A 13,101-nucleotide genomic window follows, 5' to 3' on the forward strand; every position below is an offset into this window, starting at 1 on the left:
AAAGTCTCGGAGGGGTGCTCAAAAAGGATGTCATCGGGCAATAATGGCCAGCCCGAACTGCTGGAGCGGCGCCTGGACGCAGCGCGTGAGACGGCGTTCGTCGGACGGGAGGAGGAGCTGGCGGCCTTCCGCGCGGCGTTGTACGGCGGCCCCGGCGTGCTGTACGTGCACGGTCCCGGCGGCATCGGCAAATCGGCCCTGCTGCGGCGGTTCGCGCAGGAGGCCGCGGCGGCGGGGCGGCCGGTGTTCCGCGTGGACGGGGGCGGGCTTGAGCCGTCGCCGGCGGCGTTCGAGGCCGCGGCCGGACCGGCGCTTCGCGATCCGGACGCGGTGCTGTTGATCGATGGCTTCGAACGGATCCAGGACGTCGAGGGGTGGCTGCGCGAGCGGTTCCTGCCGCGGGCGCCCCTGGGGGCGGTCGTGGTGATCGCGGGTCGCCGGCCGCCGGACATGCGCTGGCGGGCGGATCCGGGATGGGTGGGCGCGCTGCGGGTGCTGCGGCTGCGCGGCCTGCGTCCCGCGGACGCGCAGGCGCTGCTGGACGGCTGCGGGGTGCAGTCCGAACTGCGCGAACCGCTGCTGGCCTTCGCCCGTGGTCATCCACCGGCGTTGCTGCTGGGGGCGGCCTCGGCGGCGAAGGAGGGCGCGGCCTTCGGGCGGTGGACGCCGAGCCAGGACGTGGTGGCCGCCCTGCTCGACCAAGTGGTGGGCGAGCCCCCGTCGCCGGCGCATCGGCACGCCTTGGAGGTGTGCGCGCACGCGTACGTGACGACCGAGTCCCTGCTGCGGGCGGTCCTGCCCGAGGACGCCGGGACGCTGTTCTGCTGGCTGCGCAAGCAGCCGTTCGTGGAGTCGGGCGACCTCGGGCTGTTCCCGCACGACGTGGTACGCGAGCTGATCGAGGCGGACCTGCGCTGGCGCGACCCCGAAGGGCACGCGGCGCTGCACGACCGCCTGCACGCGCACCTGGCGGAGCGGGTGCGCACGGCGGGCGACGCGGAGGTGGCCGACGCCGTGGCCGCGCTGCTCTACCTGTACCGCGACAGGGGCGGGCCGCCCGGCCCGTACGGCCGCCACGACGAGGGCGGGATCCACCAGGAGCCGATGCGCCAGGAGGACCTCGGCGCCCTGCTCCGCGTGGCGACGGCGGCGGAGGGCGCGGCGTCGGCGGACCGCGCCGCCTTCTGGGCGGAGCGCCGTCCGGAGGCGTTCCGGGTGTACCGACGGGCCGAGACGGGCGAGACGGTGGCCTTCTCGGCGTGGCTGCGCCTGACCGAGCTCGACGAGGAGGAGCTGGCGGCGGATCCCGTCGTGGCCGCGGCGTGGGCGCACGCGCGGGCCACCACGCCGCTGCGCGCGGGCGAGCATCTGGCGGTCGGGCGAGTATGGGCGCCGCCGCCGTACCGCGGGGACTCGCCGGTGACGGACGCGATCCTGTGGCGGATCATCGGCGACTGCCTGCGGTCCGAGCGGCTGGCGTGGTCGTATGTGGCCGTCCGGTCCGCGGGCCACGCCTGGGCGGAACGGCTGCGGCATTACGGCATGCGCGACCTCGCCGAGCGGCCACGGCTGGGGGAGGAGCCGTACACGCTGTTCGGCCACGACTGGCGCGCGGTGCCCGCGCAGGCGTGGCTGGCGCGGATGAACCGGCCGCGCGGCGCGGCCGACGGCCCGCGCGACGCGACGGCGCAGCTCGCGGTGCTGTCGCAGGCGGAGTTCGCCGACGCGGTCCGCAAGGCGCTGCGCCGCATGCCGCGCCTCGACGCGCTGGCCGCCTCTCCGCTGACGCGCACCCGGCTGGTCGCCGAGCGCGACGGCGAGGATCCCGCCAGGGCGCTGCGCGACGTCCTGCACCAGGCGATCGACGACCTGCGCGAGGACCCACGGGCGGTGAAGTTCCACCGCGCACTGTCTGTAACGTTCCTGCGCGGCACGCCCACCAAGGAACTCGCCGCGGAACGCCTCGGCCTGCCCTTCACCACCTACCGCCGCCACCTGGCCGCCGGCATCGAACGCGTGTGCGCCGAGCTGTGGCATCGCGAGTTGTACGGCGAGGGCGCGCCGGGGCACCTCGGCTGAGCGCCCGTGCCGCCTGCATCGAAGGCGTGTGTGCCGAGCTGTGGCATCGGGAGCTGTGCGGCGAGGGCGCGCCGGGGCACCTCGGCTGAGCGCCCGTGCCGCCTGCATCGAACGCGTGTGCGCCGAGCTGTGGCATCGCGAGTTGTACGGCGAGGGCGCGCCGGGGCACCTCGGCTGAGCGCCCGTGCCGCCTGTATCGAAGGCGTGTGTGCCGAGCTGTGGCATCGGGAGCTGTGCGGCGAGGGCACGCCGGGGCACCTCGGCTGAGCGCCCGTGCCGCCTGTATCGAAGGCGTGTGTGCCGAGCTGTGGCATCGCGGGTTGTGCGGCGAGGGCGCGCCGGGGCACCTCGGCTGAGCGCCCGTGCCGCCTGCATCGAAGGCGTGTGTGCCGAGCTGTGGCATCGGGAGCTGTGCGGCGAGGGCGCGGCAGGGCACCCCGGCTGAGCGCCCGCGCCGCCTGCGGAGCGGCCGTTCAGTCGCTCAGCGCCAGGGCGGCCGCCTCCTCCGCGTGCAGCCGCGCGCTCGGCAGCACCGGGATGCTGGACTCCTTCTCGTCAACCAGGAGCTCGATCTCCGTGCAGCCGAGCACGACGCCCTCGGCCCCGGCGTCCGCGAGCTCGGCGATGATCTCGGCGTACGCGTCCCTGGACGACTCCTTGAGCACCCCGCGTACCAGCTCCTCGAAGATCACGCGGTGGACCAGCTCGCGCTGCTCCGCAGGCGGCACGATCACCTCGAAGCCGTGCGAGGCCAGCCGATCGCGGTAGAAGGCCTGCTCCATCGTGAAGCGCGTGCCGATCAGGCCGACCTTGCGCATCCCCCTGGCGCGGACCTCGTTGGCCACGGAGTCGGCGATGTGCAGCACGGGCACGCTCGTGGCCCGTGCCACGTCGTCGCTCACCCGGCTGAAGGTGTTGCTGCAGACGAGCAGGAGCTCGGCCCCGGCGTCCTGCAGCCTCCGGCCCGCGTCGGCCAGCATCGCGGCCACCTCGTCCCAGCGGTCGGCGAAGATGAGGTCCTCGACCGTCGTGTAGTCGACCGACCAGATGAGGCTGTTCGCGGAGTGGCTGCCGCCGAGCCGCTCGCGTACTCGCTGGTTGATGATCTGGTAGTAGATCACCGTGGATTCCCAGCTCAATCCGCCGATGAGACCGATGGTGCGCATGCGGCTCCGTTCGTCGGCCTGCGCCGTCCGGGCGACAGGCGAGGTGTGAGATCGTTCAGAGGTGTGAGGTCGTTCAGGGGAGTTCGTTCTGAGGTACGGCCATGCCGGGGAGAACCCGGCCGGGTCACGCCCGGCCCGGCGACGCGGCGACGGTCAGGATCCCGCCAGCGCGCGGGCGCAGGCGCCGAGCCCGTACTCGCTGGAGGCCTTGACGAACACCACGTCGCCCGGTTCGAGAAGGGCGGTGGCCAGCTTGACGGCCGCGTCCACGTCCTCGACGGTGTGCACGGCCACGCCCCGGCCCGCGGCCCGCGCGGCCTCCGCGATCGCGACCGGATCCCCCGGCCCGACCGCGATCAGCACATCGAACCCGAGATCGGCGGCGAGCCTTCCGATTTCCGCGTGCCGGTCGCGGGACGCCTCCGCCTGCTGCCCCATGCCGCCGAGCACGGCGACGGCGCGACGGGCGCCGGCCAGCGCCTTGACCGCGCGGAGCCCGGCCCGCATGGAATCGGGGTTGGCGTTGTAGGCGTCGTTGACGACGGTGACGTCGTCGGGCCGTTCGACGATCTCCAGCCGGCCCGCCGAGCGGCGTCGCGCCGCGCTCAAACCCTCGGCGATCTCGGCGGCGCCGAGGCCGAGCGCGGTGGCGACCGCGGCGGCCCCCAGGGCGTTGGCCACCAGGTGCTCGCCGATGAGGCCGAGCCGCACCCGGGCGCGACCGGAGGGCGTCACCAGCTCGAACACGGCCCGCGCCGCGTCGTCCAGCCGTACGTCCTCGGCCCGGACCTCCGCCTCCGCCGACCGTCCGTACCACAGGATCCGGGCCTTGGTGCGCCCGGCCATGCCCGACACGTACGGGTCGTCGGCGTTGAGCAGCGCGACCCCGTCCGCGGGAAGCGCCTCGACGAGCTCGCCCTTGGCCACGGCCACGTCGGCCGGGCCGGTGCCCATGCGTTCCACATGCGCGGTGCCGACGTTGAGCACGAGCCCGAGGCGCGGCGGGGCGATCCCGGTCAGGTACGTCAGGTCGCCCTTGCGGGCCGCCCCCATCTCCAGCACCAGGTACCGGGTGGCGGCGTCGGCGCGCAGCACGGTGAGCGGCAGCCCGAGCTCGTTGTTGAACGACCGCTCGGTGGCGATCGTCGGCGCGTGCCGTTCGAGGATCTGGGCCAGCAGGTCCTTGGTCGTGGTCTTGCCCACCGAGCCGGTCAGGCCGATCACCGTCGGGTCGATGCGCCGCAGCATGTGCGCGGCCAGCCGCCCGAGGGCGGACTGGACGTCCTCGACCACGAGCGCGGGCACCCCGACGGGCCGCGCGGCGAGCACGGCGACGGCCCCCTTCTCGACGGCGCTCGCCGCGTAGTCGTGCCCGTCCACGTTGGCGCCGGCCGTGGCGACGAACAGGCCGCCGGGCACCACCTCGCGGGAGTCGACCGCCGAGGGGGCCGTCACCTCCGCCCGCGGGTCGGGCACGTCGTGCAGGCGTGCGTCGACGGCCCGCGCGATCTCCTCAAGCGTCATGGGGATCATGAGCGGCCCCTCGCGAACGCCAGGTCGATGAGCCGGCGCAGCAGTTCCGGATACGGGACGCCGCTCGCGGCCCACGCCCTCGCGTAGACCGAGCGGGGGGTGAAACCGGGCATGGTGTTGACCTCCAGTACGTACAGGCGTCCCGCGTCCTCCTCGTAGAGGAAGTCGACCCGGGCCAGGCCGTAGCCGCCGATCGCCCGGAACACGCGCAGCGACAGCTCGCGCACCTCGTCGGCCACGCGTTCCGGCAGCACGGTGGGGATGGTGGCGATCTCGGCCGTGCTGAGGTACTTGGCCGTGTAGTCGAGCCAGTCGCCGGGCACGATGAGCTCGCCCGGCACCGAAACCTTCGCGTCGTCGTACCCGCCGAGCACGCCGCAGATGAGCTCGCGGGCGGTCACGCCCTGCTCGACGACGACCACCCGGTCGTAGGTCAGCGCCAGATCCACGCCCGCGCGCAGCTCCTCCATCGAGGTGACCCGCGAGACGCCGATGGAGGAGCCCATGTTGGCCGGTTTGACGTACATCGGCCAGCCGAGCGACTTCACCAGGCTCCAGTGGTCGGTCGCGGTACGCCACTCGTGCTCGGTGAACCACACATGCGGGGTGACCGGAATGTTCTCGGCCAGGAACGCGTGCCGCATCGCGACCTTGCTCATCGCCACGGCCGAGGCGAGCACCCCGCAGCCCACGTACGGGATGCCGAGCGTCTCCAGGTGCCCCTGGACCACGCCGTCCTCGCCGAACGGCCCGTGCAGCACGGGGAAGACCACGTCCACCTCGTCGCGCCGCAGCTCCACCGGCCAGGTGCCGTCCCGGCCGATGACGACGAGGTCGGGGTCGTACAGGTCCTTCGGTAAGGCGTCGAGCACGGCCCGGGCCGACTGCAGCGACACTTCGTGTTCGGCGGACGGCCCGCCCGCCAGCACAACGACCCGTACGCGTTCGGTCACGATCGGTTGCCTTCCTTGCTGGTACGGCGACGGCACCGCCGGCGACCGGATGTCCGCCGTCGCGGGACAAACGTGCCGAGTCTCGGCCGTCCGGCCGTCCAGTTCCCAGGCCATTCGTTGTCCAGTTCTTGACCGTGGCCCACGCGGACGCCCCCGACCCGCCCCCCGTCCGCCGCAGCCGGCCGCTGATTCCCGGCAAGTAGAGTTTTCATTGGTGTCAACCCGGCGGCGGTCACGGCGGCCGGTTGAGCCGTCTCCAGGCCCGCGACGCCGAAGCCCTTGATGATCGCCGACATGATGCCGCAGCCCGTACGCGCGCCGTCATTCGACGGGTTCGTGCAGGTAGGTAATCCGCTCCTGGCGAGTCGGGTCGTTCACGAACAGCGGCCAGGATGCCCGCACACGCTCAAGCTTCCGCTTCGCATCCCGGTCATTCGGTGTTGCTAGGTACTGGCCATGGAGAAGGTCGGCCCGCCGGCCGACCTGGTGACCGCCTTCGCCAAGCCCATCCCCGCCATCGCGATCTGCGAACTGCTGGGCGTGCCGTACGAGGACCGGGGCCGTTTCCAGGAGAACATCGACAAGTTCCTCAGCGGAGAAGCCGGTGACGAGGAACTGTTCGCGGCCTACCTGGCGACCCAGGAGCACCTCGCCGAGTTGGTGGCCGCCAAGCGCGCCAACCCCACCGACGACGTGCTCAGCGACCTGCTCGACAGCGACCTGACCGATGAGGAGCTGCAGGGCATGGCCCTGATCCTGCTGTCGGCCGGGTTCGACACCACCGCCAACATGCTGGCGCTGGGCATTCGCCCTCCTGCGGAACCCGGAGCAACTGGCCGCGCTGCGCGCCGACCACACGCTGGCGGACCAGGCCGTCGAAGAGATCCTGCGTTATCTGAGCGTCGCCAAGCAGTTCCATCGGGTCGCGCTGGAGGACGTCGAGCTGGGTGGCCACACCATCACGGCCGGTACGACGGTCATCCTGTCCCTCAGCACCGCCAACCGCGACCCCGAACGCTTCCCCGAGCCCCACAGGCTCGACCTGCGTCGGCAGGACGGCGGCCACCTGGCCTTCGGCCATGGCATCCACCAGTGCCTGGGACAGCAACTCGCCCGCGTCGAGATGCGGGTCGCCTTCCCCGCGCTGTTCGACCGCTTCCCCACCCTGCGTCTCGCCGTACCCGCCGATGAGGTCAGCCTGCGTCCGGAGACAGTGGACATCTACGGGGTGAAGAGCCTTCCGGTCACCTGGGACGCGTAATCGCCGACCCGGCCGCCACCGCTGGCCGAGCCGATCTCCGGCCGACCTGGAACTACCGCAAGCTCAACGTGCGGACGCGTGCGGACCTGAGCGGGCTGCTAGCCGCCGACGGATCAGGACGACGGGGATCGTAGCGGCGCATCCGGCGCGGCATCGGCCGCCCGTTCGGTCGCGGTGTCCGACTCGTCCGACGCGGTGCCGGATTCGGCCTTCGCGGGCTCGACGAGGGCGAGCAACGCGCCGGCCTCGACCTGCCGACCGGGGGTGACGTGCACCGCCGACACGGTGCCCGTCATCGGTGCGGCGATCACATGTTCCATCTTCATCGCCTCAAGGACCACCACCGGGCGTCCGGCCTCGACCGTCTCGCCGGGGGCGACGTCCACGCGCAGGACGGTGCCCGGCATCGGGGCGAGCAGGGAGCCGGGGGCGATCTCGACGGCGGGTTCGGGCAGGCGGGGGAGGGGGCGTAGCCGTACCGCGCCCAGCGGGGAGTCGACGTGGACGAGGGCGGGGCCGTGGCGGGGGTCGCCGTGGCGGGCGACGTCAAAGCGGTGCCGCACGCCTGCGGATTCCAGAGTCACCTGCTCGGGGGAGAGGTCGGCCAGGGTGACGTCGTCGAAGCCGTCGGCGTGCAGGCCGTCGCGGGTGAGGCGGTAGGCGACCTCGACGGTGCCGCATGGGCCCTGGAAGGCGGCCGTCTGGGGGAGGGAGGGGACGTTGCGCCAGCCGAGGGGGAGCCCGCGGAGTACGGGGGCGGCGCGGCGGTCGGCCGCCGCGGTGGCGAGGGCGGCGGCCAGGGCGGACAGTTTGACGGTGTTCTCGTCGGGTGGGGTGGTCGCCAGGTGGGCGTGTTCGTCGAGGAAGCCGGTGTGGGTGGCGCCGGAGCGGAACGCCTCGTGGGCGAGCACTCGCAGCAACAGGTCGCGGTTGGTGGGTACGCCGTGCAGGCGGGCGTCGGCGAGGGCGGCGGTGAGGCGGCGGAGCGCGGTCGCGCGGGTCGGCGCCCAGGCGATCACCTTGGCGAGCATGGCGTCGTAGTGGGTGCCGATCACCGAGCCGTCGGTCACGCCCGAGTCGAGGCGCAGGAAGGGGCGGTCGCCGGTGGGGAGGCCGAACTCGGCGTCCACCCCCGGTACGGCGAAGCGGTGGAGGACGCCGCTTTCCGGACGCCATCCGGCGGACGGGTCCTCGGCGTACAGCCGGGCCTCGATGGCGTGGCCGTGCGGGACCGGCGGGGTTTCCGGCAGGCGCGCGCCCTCGGCGATCTCCAGCTGCAGCCTGACCAGGTCGATTCCGTACACGCACTCGGTGATCGGATGCTCCACCTGCAGCCGTGTGTTCATTTCGAGGAAGGCGATGGTTTCCTCGGTGGTGTCCCCCGAGAGGTCCCCCGAGATGCCGCCCGGAATGTCGCCCGAAATGTCGCCCGGAATGTCGCTGGAAACGAGGAACTCCACCGTGCCCGCACCGACGTAGCCGATCGCACGCGCCGCCGCCACGGCCGCCGCGCACAGCCGCGTCCGCAGGCCGTCGCCTACGCCGGGGGAGGGCGTCTCCTCGATCACCTTCTGGTGGCGGCGCTGGATCGAGCACTCGCGTTCGCCGAGCGCCCACACCGTGCCGTGCGCGTCGGCGAGGATCTGCACCTCGATGTGCCGCGCGCCCTCAAGCAGCGGCTCGACGAACACGGTTCCGTCGCCGAACGCCGCCAGCGCCTCCCGCTCGGCCGACGCGATCGCCTCGGCGAGGTCGGCGTGGTCGCGCACGATGCGCATGCCTCGTCCGCCGCCGCCCGCCGCGGCCTTCACCATCACCGGCATGGTCATCGCGGACGCGTCGTCGGGGACGGTCTGCACCGGCACCCCCGCCTCGGCCATCAGCCGCTTGGCGGAGATCTTGGAGCCCATCGCCTCGATCGCCTCCGGCGGCGGCCCCACCCAGGTGAGCCCGGCCTCGACGACGGCCCTGGCGAAGGCGGCGTTCTCCGACAGGAAGCCGTAGCCGGGGTGCACGGCGTCGGCCCCGGCCGCGCGGGCGGCGTCGAGAATGGCCTTGACGTTGAGGTAGGTGTCCTCGGGGCGCGCCCCGGCGAGCCGTACGGCGGCGTCGGCCTCGGCCACGTGCGGCGCGGCGGCGTCGGGGTCGGAGAACACCGCGACGGTGCGGATGCCGAGGTCGCGGCAGGTGCGGAGGATGCGGCGGGCGATCTCGCCGCGGTTCGCCACCAGCAGGCTCTTGATCATGATCACATCCGGAAGACGCCGAAGCCGGCGGGCTCGCCGGGGGGTGCGTTGCCGATGGCGGACAGGCAGATGCCGAGCACGGTACGCGTGTCGCGCGGGTCGATCACCCCGTCGTCGTACAGCCGCCCGGACAGGAAGAACGGCAGCGACTCGGCCTCGATCTGGGCCTCGACCGCCTGCCGCATCGCGGCGTCGGCCTCCTCGTCGTAGACCTGGCCGCGCGCCTGGGCCGCCGCCCGGCCGACGATGGACAGCACTCCGGCGAGCTGCGCCGGGCCCATCACGGCCGACTTCGCGCTCGGCCAGGTGAACAGGAAGCGGGGGTCGTAGGCGCGGCCGCACATGCCGTAGTTGCCCGCGCCGTAGGAGGCGCCCATCACGATCGTCAGGTGCGGGACCGTCGAGTTCGCCACCGCGTTGATCATCATGGCGCCGTGTTTGATGATGCCGCCCTGCTCGTAGTCCTTGCCGACCATGTAGCCGGTGGTGTTCTGCAGGAAGACCAGCGGCGTGCGGGTCTGGTTCGCGAGCTGGATGAACTGGGCGGCCTTCTGCGACTCCTGGCTGAACAGCACGCCGCGGGCGTTGGCGAGGATGCCGATCGGGTGGCCGTGCAGGGTGGCCCAGCCGGTCACCAGGCTGTCGCCGTACAGGGGCTTGAACTCGTCGAAGTCGCTGTCGTCGACGATGCGCGCGATCACCTCGCGGGGGTCGAACGGCACGCGCAGGTCCTCCGGGACGATGCCGAGCAGCTCGTCCTCGTCGTAGCGCGGCGGGCGCGGGTCCGCGGCGGGGGCGATGCCGAGTTTGCGCCAGTTCAGCCGCCGCACGATGCTCCGGCCGATGCGCAGCGCGTCGTACTCGTCCACGGCGAGGTGGTCGGCGAGGCCGCTGACGCGGGCGTGCATCTCCGCGCCGCCGAGCGACTCGTCGTCGGACTCCTCGCCGGTGGCCATCTTCACCAGCGGCGGGCCGCCGAGGAACACCTTGGCCCGCTCCTTGACCATGACCACGTGATCGCTCAGGCCCGGCACGTACGCCCCGCCCGCGGTGGAGTTGCCGAAGACCAGGGCGATCGTGGGGATGCCCGCCGCCGACAGCCGGGTCAGGTCGCGGAAGACCTGGCCGCCGGGGATGAAGATCTCCTTCTGGGTGGGCAGGTCCGCGCCCCCCGACTCGACCAGGTTCACGTACGGCAGGCGGTTGCGCAGCGCGATGTCGGCGGCCCGCAGCGTCTTGCGCAGCGTCCACGGGTTCGACGCGCCGCCGCGCACGGTGGGGTCGTTCGCCGTGATCACGCACTCGACGCCCTCGATGACGCCGATGCCGGTGACCACGCTCGCGCCGACCGGGAAGTCGGTGCCCCATGCGGCCAGCGGCGACAGCTCCAGGAACGGCGAACCGGGGTCCACCAGCAGCTCCACCCGCTCGCGGGCGAGCAGTTTGCCCCGCCGGCGATGCCGCTCGACGTACTTGGGCCCGCCGCCGGCGACCGCCTTGGCCTGCTCGGCCGCCAGGTCGGCGAGCTTGGCCAGCATGGCCTCGCGCCGCGCCGCGTACGACGCGGCGTCCAGGCGGCTTGTGATCACACTCACGAACCGAACAATACTCGGTAAGCGCGCCGTGGGTCAGCCGCAGTGGCTCCAGCCGCTGCGCCAGCTGCTGGAGCCGTACCCGCCGCCCCAGATGACGCACTTCTTCGCGGCGGCCAGGCGGATGGGGCCGGCGTAGGCGGTGTACTTGCCGCTGTCGCTGCCGGACCCGCCGCCCTGCACCTGGAGCACCGCGCTCATCGCGATCTTGCCCGGCACCACGTACCGGGAGAGCGTGATCACGCAGTTCTTCTTCGCCGTCGCGTGGTACAGCAGGTACGTGGTGGCGCTGCCGAAGGAGTGGCTGTCGATGACCTTGTAACCGGAGCCGCAGACGCCCGCCGCCGTGTACGGGTTGGGCTTCGGCGACGGTTTCGGCTGGCTGGTGGGCTTGGTCGTCGGTTTGGCGGTCGGCGGCTTCGAGGTCGGCGGCTTCGAGGTCGGCGACTCGGACGGGGGCGGCTCGGACGCGGGCGGCTTGGACGGGGCCGGGGACGAGCCCGTCGGGTTCGGGCGCGTCCGCCTGCGCGCCCGGGTGGCCGTCGGCTCCGGCTGTTCCCGCTGCGGCAGCGCCTCGGGGGGCGCCGACCGCCGGGCGCCCGGCGTACGCGTCCTGCGGGGCCGGTGCGTCGGGCTCGGCGGCGCGGGCGCGGCGGTGGCCTGCCCGGTCGGCCCGCCGGCGGCCTGGGCCGCGGGCGAAGTCCGCGCGGGGGCGGCCGATTCCTGGCGGGTCTGCGCGAACACCACGGTCCCCGCCGCCAGCACCAGGGCGGCGGCGACGGCCGCGATCCCGGCGAAGATCCCGCGCCGCGTCCCCGGGGTTCGGGGGGCGGCGGGCCTGGGCGCGGGCACCGGGGGCGGCGGCGCGGGCTGCCCGGTCAGGTGGGTGACGAGCTGCTCGGCGGTGGGCCGGGCCGCCGGATCCTTGGCCAGGCAGGCGGCCACCAGGTCCCGCAGCGGCGGCTCCATCAGCGACAGGTCCGGCTCCTCGTGCAGGATCCGGGTGATCACCGAGGGGATCGAGTCGTTGCCGAACGCGGGCCGGGCGGTGGCGGCGAACACCATCGTGACGCCCCACGAGAACACGTCCGAGGCGGGCGTCGCCTCCTGCCCGCCGAGCACCTCCGGCGCCAGGTACGACGGCGTGCCCATCGCCATGCCCGACCGGGTGGATCCCGGCTGGTCGAACGCCTTGGCGATGCCGAAGTCGATGACCACCGGGCCCTCCGGCCCGATGAGCACGTTCGCGGGCTTGAAGTCGCGGTGCAGAACGCCCGCCCGGTGGATCGAGGCGAGCGCGGTCGCGGTGCTGATCGCCAGCCGCTCCAGCGCGGCCCCGCGCCGCGGCCCCTCGCGCTCCACCAGCGTACGCAGCGATGGCCCGGGAATGTACTCGCTGACCACGTACGGCCGGCTGCCCTCCAGGTCGGCGTGGAGCACCGGCGCGGTGCAGAACCTGGCCACCCGCCGCGCCACCGCGACCTCGCGCAGGAACCGCTCGCGCGTCACCGGATCCGACGCCGTGCCGGGATGCAGCAGCTTGATCGCCACCTGCTCCCCGGCGGGGGTGCGGCCGAGATAGACGACGCCCTGCGCGCCCTCGCCCAGCCGCCCGAGCAGCTCGTAGACCCCCAGGACACGCGGGTCCTCCGCCGTGAGCGGCTGCGTCACCCCATCCCCCCGAATGAACCCACAATCATGACACCTGGGATGGAACGCTACCAGTGTGGCCCGTCAGGTCCGTGTGGCGTCTCTAACTTGAGACCTTTCCTCTAGATGGCCACCCAGTCGGTGACCACGGTCTCCTCCGCCGTACGGCACCGCACCCCGAGCAGCCCCGCGGGGAGGTCGTCGCAGGCGAACCGGCCGAGGTCGTCGGCGTGGATCGTTCTCTCCCGATGGCGGCAGCGCAGGTCGATGTCGGCGGGGCGCGGCGGGCTGAGCTGGCCGGTCAGCCGCCGCGCGTCGCCGTACTCGGTTATCTCGATCTCGACGGTGAGGGTGGCCGACTCGAACGTCAGCAGCCGCGGCCCGCCCGCGCCGCGCACCGCCGCGGCGTGCTCGGGGTCGAGCGAGTCGAAGGTGAGCTCGGCCAGTTCGGCGTCGATCGTGTGGAAGGCGAAGGCGTACTTGGCCTCCCGGATCAGACGCTCGGGGACGGGATCGAGGAGACGGGCGGCACGGCGCAGCTCCTCCTCGAGACCGATCTCGAGACCGGCGTCGTCTGACATGGCGGACCCCTCCCCCTAGCTCTCGTTCCGAACCATCCGC

Annotated in this window: 9 protein-coding genes and 1 pseudogene; 3 read left to right on the plus strand and 7 right to left on the minus strand. The window is 73.0% G+C overall.

Annotated features, from left to right (window positions below):
- Positions 1–27 precede the first annotated feature (27 nt).
- A complete protein-coding gene (locus AB0K60_RS03000) occupies positions 28–2,079 on the plus strand; it encodes an ATP-binding protein (RefSeq protein WP_364047904.1) in 2,052 nt (683 codons plus the stop codon).
- A gap of 55 nt (positions 2,080–2,134) precedes the next feature.
- Positions 2,135–2,257: a hypothetical protein gene (locus AB0K60_RS03005; RefSeq protein ID WP_364047906.1), complete on the plus strand. Its 123-nt coding sequence runs from the start codon at positions 2,135–2,137 to the stop codon at positions 2,255–2,257.
- 295 nt (positions 2,258–2,552) lie between these two features.
- On the opposite strand, the gene AB0K60_RS03010 is transcribed toward AB0K60_RS03005, so the two are convergent.
- The 3 genes from AB0K60_RS03010 to AB0K60_RS03020 form a co-directional block, all read right to left on the minus strand.
- The gene (locus tag AB0K60_RS03010; RefSeq protein WP_364047908.1) at positions 2,553–3,245 is read right to left on the minus strand and encodes an aspartate/glutamate racemase family protein; all 693 of its coding nucleotides are present in this window, start codon (positions 3,243–3,245) and stop codon (positions 2,553–2,555) included.
- Positions 3,246–3,398: 153 nt separating this feature from the next.
- On the minus strand, positions 3,399–4,778 hold the full coding sequence (gene murF, locus AB0K60_RS03015; protein ID WP_364047910.1) for a UDP-N-acetylmuramoyl-tripeptide--D-alanyl-D-alanine ligase: 1,380 nt from the start codon (positions 4,776–4,778) through the stop codon (positions 3,399–3,401).
- The gene (locus AB0K60_RS03020; RefSeq protein ID WP_364047912.1) at positions 4,775–5,731 is read right to left on the minus strand and encodes a D-alanine--D-alanine ligase family protein; all 957 of its coding nucleotides are present in this window, start codon (positions 5,729–5,731) and stop codon (positions 4,775–4,777) included. Before AB0K60_RS03020 ends, murF begins: the two co-directional genes overlap by 4 nt.
- A 447-nt stretch (positions 5,732–6,178) precedes the next feature.
- On the opposite strand from AB0K60_RS03020, the pseudogene AB0K60_RS03025 reads away from it, so the two are divergent.
- A pseudogene (locus AB0K60_RS03025) lies at positions 6,179–6,992 on the plus strand (cytochrome P450); the annotation flags it as partial.
- 113 nt (positions 6,993–7,105) lie between these two features.
- Here the strand turns inward: AB0K60_RS03025 and AB0K60_RS03030 are convergent.
- The 4 genes from AB0K60_RS03030 to AB0K60_RS03045 form a co-directional block, all read right to left on the minus strand.
- Entirely contained in the window at positions 7,106–9,238 is a 2,133-nt protein-coding gene (locus AB0K60_RS03030) for a biotin carboxylase N-terminal domain-containing protein (protein ID WP_364047914.1), read from the minus strand.
- Positions 9,239–9,240: 2 nt separating this feature from the next.
- Positions 9,241–10,833 carry a carboxyl transferase domain-containing protein gene (locus AB0K60_RS03035; RefSeq protein WP_364047916.1) on the minus strand — a complete coding sequence of 531 codons (1,593 nt, stop codon included), beginning with the start codon at positions 10,831–10,833 and terminating at the stop codon, positions 9,241–9,243.
- A gap of 33 nt (positions 10,834–10,866) precedes the next feature.
- Positions 10,867–12,501, minus strand: coding sequence for a serine/threonine-protein kinase (locus AB0K60_RS03040; protein ID WP_364047918.1), 1,635 nt, complete (start codon positions 12,499–12,501; stop codon positions 10,867–10,869).
- 101 nt (positions 12,502–12,602) lie between these two features.
- On the minus strand, positions 12,603–13,061 hold the full coding sequence (locus AB0K60_RS03045) for a hypothetical protein (protein WP_364047920.1): 459 nt from the start codon (positions 13,059–13,061) through the stop codon (positions 12,603–12,605).
- Between the last annotated feature and the right edge of the window lie 40 nt (positions 13,062–13,101).

The sequence above is a fragment of the Thermopolyspora sp. NPDC052614 genome (genome assembly GCF_040678635.1).
Classification (GTDB): Bacteria; Actinomycetota; Actinomycetes; order Streptosporangiales; family Streptosporangiaceae; genus Thermopolyspora.